This is a genomic window from Nigerium massiliense (assembly GCF_000826085.1).
Classification (GTDB): domain Bacteria; phylum Actinomycetota; class Actinomycetes; order Propionibacteriales; family Propionibacteriaceae; genus Propioniciclava; species Propioniciclava massiliense.
The window spans coordinates 311675-325387 of record NZ_CCYM01000003.1 but is presented as its reverse complement, the minus strand read 5'-3'; the positions used below and the strand labels follow the sequence as shown (position 1 = coordinate 325387).

Sequence of the window (13713 nt, the reverse complement as noted above, 5' to 3'; positions counted from 1 at the left end):
ACGCAAGGCAGCGAGCGCGTGTCCGCGGCAACTCCGTGCAACCGGGGCGGCACCGCGCGTCGCGTCCGGTGATCAATCCGTGATGTTCTAGTGTGCGGCCCGCGGCGGGATGCGTCCCGACCGCTCGGCCGCCCCGACGAGGGAGCGGGCGCGTTTCTTCGGCCTGGACGGACACTCATGAACACACTCGACTGGATTGTGGTCGGCCTCTTCTTCGCCTTGATGGTCGGCATCGGTTTCTACAGCAAGCGAAAGAGCAGCGACTCGGCCGACTTCTTCGTCGGCGGCGGCAAGGTGCCCTGGTGGCTGTCGGGCGTCTCCCACCACGTCTCCGGGCACTCCGGCGTCGTCTTCGTCGCCTACGCGGCGATCGCCTACAACATGGGCTTCACCATCTACGTCTGGTGGGCCTTCGTCATCGGCATGGCCACCATCATCGGAGCCTTCTGGCTCGCCCCGCGCTGGCCCCGACTGCGCCAAAAGCTCGGCATCCAGTCGCCCACCGAATACCTCAAGACGCGCTACGGCCTGCCGAGCCAGCAGGTCATCGCCTGGCTCGGCGTCCTGATGAAGCTCCTGGACATCGGCGCCAAGTGGGCGTCCATCGGCATCCTCGTCAACGGATTCTCCGGCGGCGCCGTGCCCGTGCTCTGGGGCATCATCCTGGCGGGCCTCGTCTCGATGATCTACATCACGATCGGCGGCCTGTGGGCCGACCTGCTCACCGACTTCGTCCAGTTCGCCGTCCAGCTGCTGGCCGGCATCTTCATCGCGGTCGGCGTCGGCTTCGCCCTCGGCGAGCGCGGCCTCAACTACGTCACCATGTGGGGTGCGCTCGACCGCGTCCAGCCGAACTTCTCGGCGCCGTTCAACGGCGACTACACGATGCTGTGGTGCCTGCTCTACCTGTTCGTGAAGACGTTCGAGTACAACGGCGGCAACTGGAACCTCGCCGCCCGCTTCATCGCGACGTCGAACGGACGCGAGGCGCGCAAGGCCGAGCTGCTGTCGTCCGCGCTGTACTTCGTGTGGCCGCTGCTGATCTTCGCCCCGATGTGGGCCGGACGCCTCATCTTCCCGGGCATGGACAAGCCGGACGCCAACCTCTACCCGACCCTGACGATGACCTACCTGCCCCACGGCCTCGTCGGCCTGGTGTTGGCGGCGATGTTCGCCGCGACGATGGGCATGACGGTCTCCGACATCAACGCGCTGGCCGCGGTCACGCAGCGCGACATCCTGCCGGTGCTGTCCCGCAAGTGGCGCGCCATGATCGACTCGGGCCGCGAGTCGCTGATGTGGGCGCGCATCATCACGGTCACGTTCACCGTCGTCACGATGATCGTCGGCGCGAACAACGCCGCGTTCGGCGGCGTCATCGGCCTGGTCCTCACCTGGTTCAACGCGCTGGTGGGCGTCACGGGCGGCCCGCTGATCCTCGGCCTGTTCAAGCGGTTCCGGCACACGGACGGCACGTGGACCCTCATCAGCATCGCCGGCGGCGTGGTGGCGTTCGCGATCACCCAGCTGTTCCCGAAGGCGCCGCTGATGTCCGACATCCGCACCGGCCTGCCGCTGTTGGTCACCTGCCTGCTGTTCATCATCGGCAACTACGTGAACAAGTCGGCCGGCAAGGCCGTCCCCCCGGCCGTGGACGACATGCTGGATCACGTCGACGCCCCGGACGCCCCCGAGCCGGCCCCCGCCACGCTCAAGGGCTGAGCGGAGCGGGACGCGCCCGCCTTCGCGACCGTCCCGCTCGCCGTCACCGGGCCCCCGACGCCACCAGCTCCGGCCCCCCGGTTGGCCCGTCGGTCACCGACGGCCCCGCGCCACTTATCTGGCGCGGGGCCGTTCGTCGTCTGCTCACGAACGAGCTCGTCGCGGGCACCACACACACCCCCTGCGCCCACCGTCGCGACCCGCGTTCCCCGCCCAGGTCGGCACCAATCCGGCAACCGGGCTTCCCGGACCCTCGCGAAACGGGTGGAATGAAGCCATGACCGCATCCGGAGACATCATCATCGGCCTGGACGTCGGCACCACGGCTGCGAAGGCGTCCCTCTTCTCCTTCGACGGCACCGTGCGGCTGACCGAATCACGGGAGTATCCCCTCCTCAACCCCCAACCGGGCTGGCACGTGCAAGACCCGGACACCATCGCTCTCGGCGTCCTCGAGGCGACCCGCGACGCGGTCAGCCAGATCGACCCGCAGCGCGTCGTCGGCATCTCGATCAGCACCGCCATGCACGGCCTGATCGGTCTCGGCGAGGACCTCCGGCCCGTCACCCAATTGCTCACGTGGGCGGACTCGCGAGCGTGGGAGCAGGCCAACGAGCTGAACCAGCACTCCACCGGACCGCGCCTGTACTACACGAGCGGGACGCCGACCCACCCGATGTCGCCGCTGGTCAAGCTCAAGTGGTTCGCCGACACCAGCCCGCGGACCGTGTCCGGCACCCGCTACTGGGTGGGGCTGAAGGACTGGATCCTCGTGGTGCTGACCGGCCAGGTGGCCACGGAGCTGTCCACGGCGTCGAGCAGCGGCATGCTCGACATGGAGGAGCAGGCCTGGAACCCCGAGGCGATGGAGATCACCGGGGTCCGGCCGGAGCAGTTGCCCGAGATCCACGACACCACCGACACGCTGCCGCTGGGCGAGCGCGCGGCGGGCATCCTCGGGCTCAGCGCGGGACTGCCCGTCGTGCTCGGCGCCGGCGACGGCCCGCTCGGCAACCTGGGCACCGGCGCGATGGAACCGGGCAAGGCCAGCTTGTCGATCGGCACCAGCGGGGCGGTTCGAATGGTGCTGCGCGCCCCCGCGGTCGTCTCCGGGCTGTTCTGCTACGCCCTGACCAAGGACGTCTGGGTGTCCGGCGGCGCGGTCAGCAACGGCGGACTCGTCCAACGCTGGCTCACCGAGACGTACGCGCCGGGTTGCGACGACGCCGAGGCGTGCCGCCGCGCCGAGGCGATCCCTCCGGGCGCGGACGGCCTGCGGATGATCCCCTACCTCGTCTCCGAGCGCGCCTCGCTGTGGGATTCGGAGATCCGGGGGGCCTTCCTGCACGTGCGCCAGGCGCATACGCCCGACCACTTCATCCGCGCCGGCATCGAGGGGGTGTCGTTCCAGCTGTGGACGATCCTGCGCCGGGTGCGGATGATCAACCGCGTCGAGGAGATCCGGGCCACCGGCGGCGTGTTCCGCTCGCCGGTGTGGCGCGAGATCGCCGCGGGCGTCCTGAACCGTCCCCTCGTCGTGACCGGCGCCGCCGAGGGCTCCGGGCTGGGCGCGGCGATTGTGGGCGTGTACGCCCTGGGCGTCGCGCCCTCGCTGCAGGACGGCTACGAGCTGCTGCGCGGCGACTCCGAGGAGGTCCGCTTGACGGTCTCCGACGATGCGCGCCAGGTGTACGAGGAGATGCACTACGAATTGCCCCAATTGCTCGCCCGCTACGGACGCCTCGGCGCCGATTTCCGCTGACCCGCCGTGCGCCATAAGACGTCATAGCATAACGATGTGATAAGCGAAATCGTGAACAATATCTTCATCGAAACAGTGGCAGAAGCCAATTTGCATAGTTGCCGGATTGTGATGCTAGATCCCTCTTAACCGAAGCACCGTCCCTCCCCCCATTCAGAGCAGTTGCCGAAGATATGGGTTCCCCCGGCGCCATGGTTCAAACAAATGACGCCCTAGGAAGGGAATCTCACCATGTTCGGCAACAACACCGCCACATTGCCTCGGCCTGTGCTCGGCATGATCTTCGGCGCCTTTTTGGCGCTGACGATTCCGGTCACCACTCTGGCCACCGCCGCGCCCCTCGGCGGGGCGGCCCCCGCACCGTTTCCGCCGCCGTCAGCGCAACCGACGACGCGGTCGACCACGTCGCCGTGATCCGCGGCACGGACGCCATCCGGGAAGGCGCCGGCATCCGTACGGCCAACGGCACCTGGTTCGGCCAATGGATCAACGCCGGGCGACTCGCGTACTGCATCGGCCCCGGCCTCAACGTGGCCACCATGCCGTGGTTCACCGAGACCGCGCCTGCGAAGCTCACGCAGGCCTAGACCCGTCGGCTGTCCTACATCGTGTCGACCTGGGGCGACACGAAGAACAAGGCTCAGGCGGCCGCCGTCCGGCTGGCGGCGCTCCACATCGACGACCCGAACAGCGCAGCCGTGAAGCGCGGCCTGGACGCCAAGAGCGGGCTGCCCGCGACGGTGATCGCCCGCGCCCGCACCATGGTGACCGACTCCGCGACCATGGCCGGCCCGTACCGGGTCCAGCTATCCGTGACGAAGGCCGCTCTGCCGGGGGTCGCCGGATCCCTCAGCGTGACCGTCCGACCGGCAACCGGCAGGATCGTCGCCGCGCCGGTGAGCCTGAGCGCCACGTCGCCGCGCCTCGCCAGCGCCACGGTCAATTCCAGTGCGGCTGGCGCGGTCAAGGTCTCTTTCACCAGACATAACACGCCGGCTTCCGTGTCTTTCCGAGCCACGGCGACCGTGGCGTCCCCCGCACTCATGATGACCCGGCCGCGGGCCGGCTAGCAGCGCCTGATCAGCTTCGCCCCCAAGGCGCAGGTGGTGGGCACCGCCAGCTACCAGGCGCAGCTCAACGCCCCCACGGTCAGCTACACCTGCTCCACCGAGTGCGTGGGCGTTCCGCCGGTGACCGTCCGCGCCTGCAACACCTCGTCGGAGCCCATCACGTACGCCGTCCGCGACAACGACTCGGTGGTGGCGCGGTTCACCGCGGTGAGCAGCATGCGGCCGCCCCCGGCGCGTGCGGCTCGCGCACGGTGCCTGTGTCCGACACGCACGTCGTCACGACCACCTGGCAGGCGACCGGCGGCCCCGTCACTCCGTTCGGGGAGCGCCTCACCGTCGACTGCCCGCCGCTGCCGTCCCTCGCGGTGAGCGCCGCGACGAACTGCACGGCCGGCAAGGTGACCGCGACGCTCCCGCTGAACGCCACCCACGCGCAGCGGCTCCTCGTGAACGGCGTCGTCCGCGAGGAACTCAAGGCCGGCCAGGCCCCCACGCCACTCACGGTGCAGGTGCAGTGCGGCCCGACGGAGACGATCGTGCGGTTGGCGGCTTCGGTGCAGCGGACCAACGGCCTTTGGAATCCCGGCGACGTGCTCGCGATCGCGATTCCTGCCCAAAAGAAGTAGGCCTCCGAAACTTGGTCCAAAAGTGCCCGGAATTCATTCTTTAGTCCCGTCCGCTTCGCGGTCCTGGTACGAAAGTAGGAGGACGGTCATCAATCGCCCGGCGACGAAAGCAGTGCGATCTCGCGGTGATTGCTAAGGGGCATGGTGTCGGCCCTCGGACGGCCGCCACCGTCCCGTCCCCTTTGCACCGAGCAAGGCGATGCCCCCGCGCCTAATGCGCGGGGGGCATCGCTGATATCTGGTGCGGGGAATGTCACAAGGCGTCGATGGCCCCGACGAAGTCGTCGAGGTCGTCGGGATTGCGCGAGGTGATCAGCGTCCAGCCGTTCGCGTCGCACGTCACGACGGACTGGTCGTGCCACGTCGCGCCGGCGTTCTGCAGGTCAGGGCGAACCGACGTGTAGGACGTCAGGTTCTTGCCGCTGGCCAACTCGGTATCGACGAGGACCCACGGCGCGTGGCAGATGGCGGCCACGGGCCGACCGGCGCCGGCCTGTTCCTTCACGATGGCCCGGATCCCCTCGTCCATGCGGCCGGCGTCGGCGTTCAGGGTGCCGCCGGGCAGCACGATCACGTCGTAGGGGCCGCTGGCGTCGGCAAGCTTCAGGTCCGTGGGGACGACCTCGTCACGGTCGCGATCACCCACGAACGTCTGGACGTCCTCTCCGGACGGCGTCGCGACACTCACCTGGTGGCCCAAGTCCTTGAGCTTGCGCAGCGGAACCGTCAGTTCGTCGCGCTCGGTGCCGAAGTCGGTCGACACGATCAGAATCTTCTTCTCGGCCATGCATGTCTCCTTCCGCGGGCGGCATCGAGAAACGCGCCCGTCGGGTCCGATTGTAGTAAGAGTGACCGATTATCGGCACACCTCTCCGAGTGAGGACCGCGGGCTGCCGGTCAGGACAGCAACTCCTCGAGCACGACCAAGACGCCATCCTCGTCATGGGACGGGGCCAGCCGGTCGGCTGCCTCCTGCACGCGAGGGCGCGCGTTCCCCATCGCGATCGAGAGCCCCGCGACGCCGAGCATTTCCAGATCGTTGTGGTTGTCGCCGAACGCGACGACGTCGGCCGCATCGACCCCCCACCGCTCCAGCACGTGACCCAGTCCGACAGCCTTGTTGTTCCCGGGAACGTTGAGGTCGACGTCCTCGGGGCCGGAGGCCACGGCGTCCATGCTGCCGCCGAGTGCCTGACCGACCGACTCGGCCGCCGCGACCGGATCGTGCGCCAGGAAGCTCGCCCGGACGACCTCGTCCGCATGCTCCCTCGGGTCAGCCACCCGGGTCAGCCGGTGGAAGTACTGGCTCGCCCAGGACCACCCCTCCGCGCTGACGTCCGAGCGCATCAAGGCACCTTCGGGTCCGCTCACCAGGTACGGCCAGCCGCCATCCTCCAGCAGGCGAATCATGCTGCGCACAGCGTCGGGAGACTGCTCTGCGGAATAGAGGCGCTCGCCGTCCTCGTAGACGAAGTGGCCGTTCTCGCTGACGAAGGCGTCCACCAGGCCGCCATCGAAGAAGGACGCCAACTGCCAGTACTGGTTGCCGCTCGCGACGACGAAGCGGATGTCTGCGGCGCGCATGCGCTCGCGGAGGCGGACGAAGCGCTCGCGGTCATAGGTCATGTCGGAGCGTAGGAACGTGCCGTCCATGTCGACGGCGATGACGCGCACGGTCATGGGGACCTCCCGGGGTGGCAGGGGCGACGGATCGGGGCGTCGAGATCAGGCGGCGGGCGCCTCGTCGGTAGGGGCCCCGGGCAACGGGTGCCTGGCGATGCCGCGCCAGGACCGCCACGCCCAGACGCTGAAGAACCCGACGATCAGCCACGCGAGCACCACCGCCACACCCAGCGCGACGGTCGGCTGGGCGGCGAAGGCGCCGATGCCGACGAGCGAGACCTGCCCTGGGACGGACGCGATGAGCGACGCGACCAAGAAGTCGCGTTGGCCGACACCGAGTCCCCCGGCGGCGTAGTTGACCGGCCAGTACGGGATCCCCGGCAGGACGCGCAGGGTGAACACCGCTGAAAAGCTGCCGTGCTCGAGGCGCTCTTCGAGGGTGTCCCGGTGGGAGCCGAGCATGCGCAGGACGGTGCTGCGGCCGAGCAACCGGGCGATCCAATAGGCGCCATAGGCCCCGATCATCGAACCGATCACCGACAGGAAGCTGCCCTCCACGATGCCGAAGAGCACTCCCCCCGTCAGCGCCATGATCGTCACCGGGATCGGCGTCAGGGCGACCACGGCGTACACGGCCACGAACACGAGGCTGCTCCAGACCCCGTAGCTCTCGATCCGGGCGCGCAACACCGACAGCTCCGGGAGCCGCACGTTGAAGCCGATCCAGATCAGCATGAGCACCGCCACGACCAGAGCCGCCGAGCGCAGGATCGACTGCCAGTCGAGCCCACCGTTCGCCTTCCGCGGCGCCAGTCGCGCGCCCGCGTCAGAGCGCTCGGAATCAGGGGGGATGGACATGACGACCAGCCTACGCGCTGGGCTCGCAGCGCTCCGTGGACAGCTGCCACCGGCACAATGGTCCCATGACTCCTGCCGGCGCCCCCGATCGCGGCCACCCATCGGCTCCGGTACCCGACGCCGGTTCCCGGACCGGCCGGCGTCCGACCGAGGAGGCGGGGCGGGAGATCGCCGGCACCGGGGTGGACGCCGAGGGACGCTGCGCCCACTACCGCACCGAACGGGACGTCGTCGCCAACCGTTGCGCGACGTGCGGGCGCTACTGGGCCTGCCACCGCTGCCACGACGAGCACGCCGGCCACGCGTTCGGCCGGATGCCTCTCGACGCTCCCGACGCCGTGCTGTGCGGCGCCTGTGGCCACGTCATGGGCTACCGCGAGTACAGCGCGCACCCCGCGTGTCCGTCCTGCGGCCATCCGTTCAACCCCGGCTGCGCCGCGCACGCGCCGCTGTACTTCGCGCTGGACGCACCAGACGCGCCGGAGGCGGACGGGCTCCCATGACGGACGACGCCACCGGACGACAGGGGGCCACCAACGGACGCCGGAGGCGCGGCGTCCCCCGCTGGTCCGCCGTCCTGCTCGCCATGGTCGTGGCGACCCTGCTGGCGGGCGCCGTCCTCGTCCCGCGGGACTTTCTGCCGCGTCCGACCGGCCCGTACCCCATCGGCACCACGGTGTTCACCGTCAGCGACGCCGCCCGCGAGGACATCTTCGCGCCCGGGCGCCCGCGGACGTTGACGGTGCAGGCGTGGTACCCGGCGGCGCCCGGATCGTCCGGCCCCGTGGAGCCCTACCTACGCGACCGCGACGCTCTCGCGGGACTCCTCGACTACGCCGGGGCGCCGCGCTGGTTGCTGTGGTACCTGGCCTCCTCGCCCACGCACGCTCTCACCGACGCTCCACCCGCTGAAGGGCGCTTCCCCGTGGTCGTCGTCCTCACCGGCAACATGGGCTACCGCCAATCCCAGACGATCCAGGTGGAAGAACTCGTCTCCCGTGGGTTCGTCGTCGTGGGGCTCGATCAGCCCGGTACGGCGAGCTCGGCCTTGCTCGAGGACGGTCGTCGCATCCCCTACGCCGGATGGACCGTCGCGAAGCCACTCATCGACCAGTCCATCGATCCGGTGTCCCCGGCGCCAACTCTGCGCGGCACGCCCTAGCCGCGCGGCATCGTGCCTTACCTCGCCCAGGACGCCCGGGCGGTGCTCGACCGCCTCGCTGCCGGCCAGCCCGGACGCCTCGCCGGCCACCTCGACCTCGCGCGCGTGGGCGCATTCGGACTCTCCCTCGGCGGGCTGGTGACGTCCGAATGGTGCGCGACGGACGCCCGCGTGCGCGCCTGCCTCATGCTGGACGCCCCGATGGCCCGCGACGCGCGTGCCGGGTTCGGCGTCCCGGCGATGTGGATCACCCGGCCCGCCGCGGACATGCGCTCCGAGGACTGGTCGGAGGAGGAGATGCGTCTCTACGCCGAGGGTCAGCGCGCGCTCTACGAGTTGAACCGCGCACCGGCCTGGTACGCCGAACTCGCCGGGCGCCTGCACGCGGATCTCAGCGACGCCCCCTTCGGCAACAGGTTCCTCGCGTTCGCCGGGTTCACCAGCGCCTCCGGCTGGGAGTCGACGCACGAGGTGACCCGGACGCTGACCGCCGCGTTCTTCGAACGCGCGCTGGTCGGCCGCACTTCCCCGGTGCTGGACACCTCGCCCTGGCCCGATGTCACCCTCGCACACCGACCCTGACGGTCAGCCCACCCTGGCCCCAGCTCGAGCGCGCAATCCTGCGTGACGCGCGGCTGTGGCAGCGGGCCCGTTCCGGTTACTTAGCCTCGCCCCCGGAGGCGTCCGAAGGCGAGGAGAAGTAGCGCAGCGCCAAGGCGAACGCGGCACACACGGTCGACAGCGAGAACGCCAGGTCGCTGAAGCGCTCATCGACCCCTGCGACCAGGGCCCCGTTGTTGAGGAGGACCCCCGCGATCTGCCCGAAGACGACCACGCCGCCGAGCACCATGAACGCGGCGAGGGAGACCCAGAACCCAACCTCGAGAATCTTCTTCATGTCCACATCCTTTCTCGACGCGGTCAGTGCGGGATGGGGAGCCACCCCATGCCGAGCAGCCAGGCGATGCCGATGATGGGGACGACGAACCACACGATCAGCGGCACGAACGTCTCCTTGGGATCGACCTCGGCCATACCGGAAGCCAGATAGATCGGCGCCCCAACCGGTGGCGAGGCGCCTTCGGTCGACGTGCACACCAAGACGGTGCACACGGCAACCACGGGAGGCACTCCCAGGGCCGACAGGGCGACGACCGACGGCGCACCGATGGCGGCAGCCGTCGCGGTGGACGACAAGGGAGTGGCCACGATGATGCACAGCACCGCAACGAGCAGAATCATCAGCGGCTTCGGCAGGTGGGAGCCCACCAGCGCCTCGTTGAGCTGCTTCCCCACGCCCAGCCGCGACATGATGTCTGACGCCGCCAAGGCCGCGAACAGAGAGATGCCCACGGTCGCGAACTGCGGCACCTCCGCGCGCATCGCGCGCGCCACCTCACCCCAGCGGCCCTTCAGGCGGTTCCAGCCCTCGATGACGGCGATCAGCGAGATGAGGATCGGCACGTGCACGATGATCGAAACCGTAGAGATCGCCTCGCCGACCCGCCCGGGCGCCGACAGGTAGTCGAAGATCGGTCCGAACGTGAGCAGCACCGGGATCGTGATGCCGAGGAAGATCAAAAGGGACGTCCAGCCCTCCCGCACCGCTTGCAAGAAGCTCTGACCACGGGACGCCACCGCCGGGATGCGATCCCGCCGCGTCCAGAGCCAGACGACCAGCATGCGGTAGAGCACGCAGTAGGCGCCCGCGACAAGCAGGGACACGTAGACCTGTCCCCCGGTCACGCCGAGGGCGGCGACGGGTGCCGCGCCCAAAATGATGAACATCGTGGAGTTCGGCGGTAAAGAGACCCCCAGGCCGGAGTTGCCGGCCACGAGCGTCGCAGCGCGGCGCGAGCTCCAACCGTTCTCCTTCATCCATGGGATGGTCACCGAGCCGACCGTCGCGGCATTGCCGGCCGTCGAACCGGCCACCAGGCCGACGGCCGCCGAGCCGAGCGTCGAGACATAGGCGGCGCCGCCGGGCAGGCGTCCAAAGACCGCGTCGAAGATGTGGATCAGGCGCCCGATCAAACCGGTTTGGGCCACCAAAACCCCCATGAAGACGAACGCCATGCCCGCGAAGGTGACGTCGTTGCTCACGGCTCGAACGACGGCCCCCCATAGCAGCTGAGGCGCCTGGGCACCTCCGGCCAGGGAGGTCGCGACCAGCGCCACCAGCAGAGCTTCAGCGATATCGCGCTTGAGCAGCACGTTGAGCAACACCGTGACCGCGATGAAAATGAGCAGGGCAACGACGCCCATGAAACCTCCCTGTGACTAGGGATTCTGTCTAGCACGGCTCTACTGCCACGATGTCCCCCTCCGGCGGTTATGGTCATCGTTGCGGGGGCCGTGACCATCCGTCCTCTTCAAGAGGCCGGACGCCTACCGCTCGGGACACGGCCTTCCCCCGGCCCGACGGCGCGTCCCCAGCGGGGAGCCGCCCCTCCTGTGCAGTCGGCCGCGTCGCTACTCGGGCCCGGTGAGGTCGTGGGCGACCAACTCGGTGCGGGACCGGATGTGAGCTTCGCGTACACCCTCGTCAGGTGGTACCGCACGGTCTTGACGGAGAGGAACAGCTCGGCCGCAACCTCCTTGTTCGTCTGGCCGCGCGGCACGAGCGTCGCGACGGCCAGCTCTTGGGGCGTCAGCGCCGCGGTCGGCGTCTGACTGGTCGCGGACGCCTGGTCGCCGGCGCAGCGCTCCACGTAGGCCGTGGCGCCGAGCTCCGCGAACGCCTCGCCGGCCAGGGCGAGAACGCGCTCGGCCTCGGCGCGGCGCCCGGCCCGGCGCAGGGTGCGGCCGTGGGCGAAGTGGACGCGGGCCTGGTCGTAGCGCAGCGCCGTCGGTGCGAGCAGATCGACAGCGCGCGCGAAGGCGGCTTCGGCGGCGTCGAGGTCGCCCCGCTGCCCGAGCAGCCGACCGCGCACGTACGCGAGGCGTCCTCGGGCCGGCGCGTGGCGAGCCGCCTCCGCCCGCTGCTCGTGCACGTGCAGGAAAGCGTCGGCCTCGTCCAGCTGCCCGAGCACCACGAGCGCGTTGCCGTAGACGTCCGCCCACGGCCACCACCCCGGCTGCGATACCCACTCCGCCGCCCACGGCTCCCGCAAGGGGCGCAGGGCCTGTTCGACCCCCTCGTAGTCGGCGCGTGCCTCGCACAGCGCCGGAGCCCTCGCGGACTTTTTCACCGCGTCCTCGTAGCCCCAGCCGTTCGGCCGGATGAGCTCAGGACGCTCCGGTCTGTCCGCGTCGCCGGAATCCCCCGTCCGGCAAGCCTGATCCCCCGACAGGCGCGGCGCTCGGACAGACGAAGGGCGCGACCGGGAGGTTCCCGGTCGCGCCCTTCAGCGTGGCGCACGGCGCGTCAGGCGGCCCTCGCGAACAGCGAGCCCTCGTCGGCGCTCACGGTCTGGGCGCACCAGGGGCAGAACGCCCAGGTCGTGCCGCGACGGACGGACATGGTGTGTCCGCAGGACATGGTGACGTCGTCGAGACGCCAATCAGCGGTATGGGTTCTCATGGTTGTACTCCTTCATGAAGCACCCGGCTGGGTGCGATGCGTGTGGTCCGGCGGGGCGGTGGCCCCCCGGTGGTGATGCGTCCCGCGGCGCGGCCGGTCGTGGCCGCCGCTGTGGCGTGGTCCGCATCGGTGGAGGTCGACCGTTTGTCGACCGCCGTGCCAGGCGGGCACCCATCGCGGGGTGCCCTCTGGAAGACTATTTAGTCAAATATACCAGAAAGGCGGCGCATCCAGAACGTCGCCGTCGACACCGAGCGCCGCCGTGCGATCCGGGTTCGCCCGTCCGGTCTCGTGGTTTGACAGACTGGGCGCATGCTCCATTGCGGCGTCTCGACCCGCCCCCACACCGCCAGCGCGGGAGCGGCTTCGTGAAAGCAGTCATCTCGGCCACGTGCGGTGCCGCCGGGCTCATCGCGCTTGGAGTCGCCACAGGCTTCCGTCGCGCCACAGCCCGCGGGAAGACCCGCCTGGCATGCTACGACGCACGAACGGTCAGGCTGAGCTACGGCGACATGACCTACGTCGACGAGGGACCAGGTGAGCCGGTCCTCTCCCTCCAGGGCCTGTTCGGCGGGTACGACCAGGGCTTCGACGTGGTGCACGCCCACGACCGCGGCTACCGGATCATCGCCCCGTCCCGCTTCGGGTACCTCGGCAGCACGATCAACGGCGACGGAACACCCGCCGACCAAGCGGACGCACTCGTTGAGCTGCTGGACCGCCTCGGGGTCGACGAGACCTACGTCCTGGGAGCCTCCGCGGGAGGGACCTCGGCCATCCGTTTCGCGCTTGACCACCCTGAGCGCACCAAGGGGCTCATCCTCTTCTCCGCTGCGATGCCCTACCCCGCGCCGCCGCACAGGTACTCGACCCACGCGGGGCCGCCCCCGTTCCTCTGTCATGATCTGCCGATGTATCTGCTGAGCCCGTTCTTCCCGCTGGTGATGGGCATGCCGGCCAGCACGATCGACACCATGTTCCCTCTCGCTCAACGTCGCGAGGGAGCACTGCTGGACGCCACCGTCGCCAACCCGGACATGGCACGCAGTTTCGACGACTACCCCATCGAGCAGGTGCGCTGCCCCGTCCTCGTCCTTCAGGGATCGCACGACCGACTGGCGAAGGTCGGCCACGCCGAGGCCGTGCTCGCACGCTTCCCACAGAAGGTCTACGCGCGGTTCGAGGGCGACGGGCACCTGCTGGCCAAACACCAGGCCGAGGTCACGGAGGCGATCTCCTCCTTCATCACCGCCACCCGGGATGAGGATCGCGACCCCGGCACCGAAGCCGCTTGCGAGGAACGTCATGACCACCGATCCAGCAACCGCGGAGGCGCTAGCGCCTGCACAGAGAGCGGCTAGCTGGGC

18 protein-coding genes are annotated in these 13713 nt (G+C 69.5%); 10 read left to right on the top strand and 8 right to left on the bottom strand.

Annotation, left to right across the window (positions count from 1 at the left end):
* The first annotated feature begins 177 nt into the window (after positions 1–177).
* From BN1187_RS07870 to BN1187_RS14295, 5 genes are all read left to right on the top strand, one after another.
* Positions 178–1722, top strand: coding sequence for a sodium:solute symporter family protein (locus tag BN1187_RS07870; protein WP_040160676.1), 1545 nt, complete (start codon positions 178–180; stop codon positions 1720–1722).
* 277 nt (positions 1723–1999) lie between these two features.
* Positions 2000–3484 (top strand): gluconokinase, encoded by a 1485-nt coding sequence (locus BN1187_RS07865; protein WP_052462495.1) that lies wholly within the window; start codon positions 2000–2002, stop codon positions 3482–3484.
* A 231-nt stretch (positions 3485–3715) separates the two neighbouring features.
* Positions 3716–3898, top strand: a complete 183-nt coding sequence (locus tag BN1187_RS07860; RefSeq protein WP_040160674.1) for a hypothetical protein — start codon at positions 3716–3718, stop codon at positions 3896–3898.
* On the top strand, positions 3895–4071 hold the full coding sequence (locus tag BN1187_RS14300; RefSeq protein WP_157754760.1) for a hypothetical protein: 177 nt from the start codon (positions 3895–3897) through the stop codon (positions 4069–4071). The genes BN1187_RS07860 and BN1187_RS14300 overlap by 4 nt, the downstream gene beginning before the upstream one ends.
* A 21-nt stretch (positions 4072–4092) precedes the next feature.
* Positions 4093–4554 carry a hypothetical protein gene (locus BN1187_RS14295; RefSeq protein ID WP_147675093.1) on the top strand — a complete coding sequence of 154 codons (462 nt, stop codon included), beginning with the start codon at positions 4093–4095 and terminating at the stop codon, positions 4552–4554.
* An 83-nt stretch (positions 4555–4637) separates the two neighbouring features.
* Here BN1187_RS14295 and BN1187_RS14995 read toward each other — a convergent pair whose 3' ends face one another.
* The gene (locus tag BN1187_RS14995) at positions 4638–4772 is read right to left on the bottom strand and encodes a hypothetical protein (protein ID WP_261795292.1); all 135 of its coding nucleotides are present in this window, start codon (positions 4770–4772) and stop codon (positions 4638–4640) included.
* Between the two features lie 39 nt (positions 4773–4811).
* On the opposite strand from BN1187_RS14995, the gene BN1187_RS07850 reads away from it, so the two are divergent.
* Positions 4812–5180: a hypothetical protein gene (locus BN1187_RS07850; protein WP_040160670.1), complete on the top strand. Its 369-nt coding sequence runs from the start codon at positions 4812–4814 to the stop codon at positions 5178–5180.
* A 253-nt stretch (positions 5181–5433) separates the two neighbouring features.
* On the opposite strand, the gene BN1187_RS07845 is transcribed toward BN1187_RS07850, so the two are convergent.
* From BN1187_RS07845 to BN1187_RS07835, 3 genes are all read right to left on the bottom strand, one after another.
* Complete coding sequence (locus BN1187_RS07845) at positions 5434–5967, bottom strand: DJ-1/PfpI family protein (protein ID WP_040160668.1); 534 nt, start codon at positions 5965–5967, stop codon at positions 5434–5436.
* Between the two features lie 110 nt (positions 5968–6077).
* Complete coding sequence (locus tag BN1187_RS07840) at positions 6078–6860, bottom strand: Cof-type HAD-IIB family hydrolase (RefSeq protein WP_040160666.1); 783 nt, start codon at positions 6858–6860, stop codon at positions 6078–6080.
* A gap of 45 nt (positions 6861–6905) precedes the next feature.
* Positions 6906–7661 carry a TVP38/TMEM64 family protein gene (locus tag BN1187_RS07835; RefSeq protein ID WP_072042019.1) on the bottom strand — a complete coding sequence of 252 codons (756 nt, stop codon included), beginning with the start codon at positions 7659–7661 and terminating at the stop codon, positions 6906–6908.
* A gap of 65 nt (positions 7662–7726) precedes the next feature.
* Here BN1187_RS07835 and BN1187_RS07830 point away from each other — a divergent pair, with 65 nt between their 5' ends.
* From BN1187_RS07830 to BN1187_RS07820, 3 genes are read left to right on the top strand one after another with little or no spacing between them, the layout of a single operon-like run.
* On the top strand, positions 7727–8164 hold the full coding sequence (locus BN1187_RS07830) for a CHY zinc finger protein (protein ID WP_082034599.1): 438 nt from the start codon (positions 7727–7729) through the stop codon (positions 8162–8164).
* The gene (locus tag BN1187_RS07825) at positions 8161–8823 is read left to right on the top strand and encodes an alpha/beta hydrolase (RefSeq protein ID WP_052462494.1); all 663 of its coding nucleotides are present in this window, start codon (positions 8161–8163) and stop codon (positions 8821–8823) included. The genes BN1187_RS07830 and BN1187_RS07825 overlap by 4 nt, the downstream gene beginning before the upstream one ends.
* 12 nt (positions 8824–8835) lie before the next feature.
* Positions 8836–9405, top strand: a complete 570-nt coding sequence (locus BN1187_RS07820) for an alpha/beta hydrolase (protein ID WP_147675092.1) — start codon at positions 8836–8838, stop codon at positions 9403–9405.
* A gap of 76 nt (positions 9406–9481) precedes the next feature.
* Here the strand turns inward: BN1187_RS07820 and BN1187_RS07815 are convergent, their stop codons facing one another.
* The 4 genes from BN1187_RS07815 to BN1187_RS14290 form a co-directional block, all read right to left on the bottom strand.
* Positions 9482–9721, bottom strand: a complete 240-nt coding sequence (locus BN1187_RS07815; RefSeq protein WP_040160664.1) for a hypothetical protein — start codon at positions 9719–9721, stop codon at positions 9482–9484.
* Positions 9722–9744: 23 nt separating this feature from the next.
* Positions 9745–11088: a TRAP transporter large permease subunit gene (locus BN1187_RS07810; protein WP_040160662.1), complete on the bottom strand. Its 1344-nt coding sequence runs from the start codon at positions 11086–11088 to the stop codon at positions 9745–9747.
* A gap of 107 nt (positions 11089–11195) precedes the next feature.
* Positions 11196–12014, bottom strand: a complete 819-nt coding sequence (locus BN1187_RS07805) for a helix-turn-helix transcriptional regulator (RefSeq protein ID WP_040160660.1) — start codon at positions 12012–12014, stop codon at positions 11196–11198.
* A 176-nt stretch (positions 12015–12190) separates the two neighbouring features.
* On the bottom strand, positions 12191–12346 hold the full coding sequence (locus BN1187_RS14290; protein ID WP_157754759.1) for a hypothetical protein: 156 nt from the start codon (positions 12344–12346) through the stop codon (positions 12191–12193).
* 14 nt (positions 12347–12360) lie between these two features.
* Between BN1187_RS14290 and BN1187_RS15210 the strand changes: the two genes are divergently transcribed.
* Positions 12361–13707 carry an alpha/beta fold hydrolase gene (locus BN1187_RS15210; RefSeq protein ID WP_082034724.1) on the top strand — a complete coding sequence of 449 codons (1347 nt, stop codon included), beginning with the start codon at positions 12361–12363 and terminating at the stop codon, positions 13705–13707.
* Positions 13708–13713 lie beyond the last annotated feature (6 nt).

Bases quoted from the DNA above. Each gene is read 5' to 3' on its own strand.
- BN1187_RS07870 (WP_040160676.1), top strand. From the start codon at position 178: ATGAACACACTCGACTGGATTGTGGTCGGCCTCTTCTTCGCCTTGATG.
- BN1187_RS07865 (WP_052462495.1), top strand. From the start codon at position 2,000: ATGACCGCATCCGGAGACATCATCATCGGCCTGGACGTCGGCACCACG.
- BN1187_RS07860 (WP_040160674.1), top strand. From the start codon at position 3,716: ATGTTCGGCAACAACACCGCCACATTGCCTCGGCCTGTGCTCGGCATG.
- BN1187_RS14995 (WP_261795292.1), bottom strand. From the start codon at position 4,772: ATGCTGCTCACCGCGGTGAACCGCGCCACCACCGAGTCGTTGTCGCGG.
- BN1187_RS07845 (WP_040160668.1), bottom strand. From the start codon at position 5,967: ATGGCCGAGAAGAAGATTCTGATCGTGTCGACCGACTTCGGCACCGAG.
- BN1187_RS07840 (WP_040160666.1), bottom strand. From the start codon at position 6,860: ATGACCGTGCGCGTCATCGCCGTCGACATGGACGGCACGTTCCTACGC.
- BN1187_RS07835 (WP_072042019.1), bottom strand. From the start codon at position 7,661: ATGTCCATCCCCCCTGATTCCGAGCGCTCTGACGCGGGCGCGCGACTG.
- BN1187_RS07830 (WP_082034599.1), top strand. From the start codon at position 7,727: ATGACTCCTGCCGGCGCCCCCGATCGCGGCCACCCATCGGCTCCGGTA.
- BN1187_RS07825 (WP_052462494.1), top strand. From the start codon at position 8,161: ATGACGGACGACGCCACCGGACGACAGGGGGCCACCAACGGACGCCGG.
- BN1187_RS07815 (WP_040160664.1), bottom strand. From the start codon at position 9,721: ATGAAGAAGATTCTCGAGGTTGGGTTCTGGGTCTCCCTCGCCGCGTTC.
- BN1187_RS07810 (WP_040160662.1), bottom strand. From the start codon at position 11,088: ATGGGCGTCGTTGCCCTGCTCATTTTCATCGCGGTCACGGTGTTGCTC.
- BN1187_RS14290 (WP_157754759.1), bottom strand. From the start codon at position 12,346: ATGAGAACCCATACCGCTGATTGGCGTCTCGACGACGTCACCATGTCC.
- BN1187_RS15210 (WP_082034724.1), top strand. From the start codon at position 12,361: ATGAAGCACCCGGCTGGGTGCGATGCGTGTGGTCCGGCGGGGCGGTGG.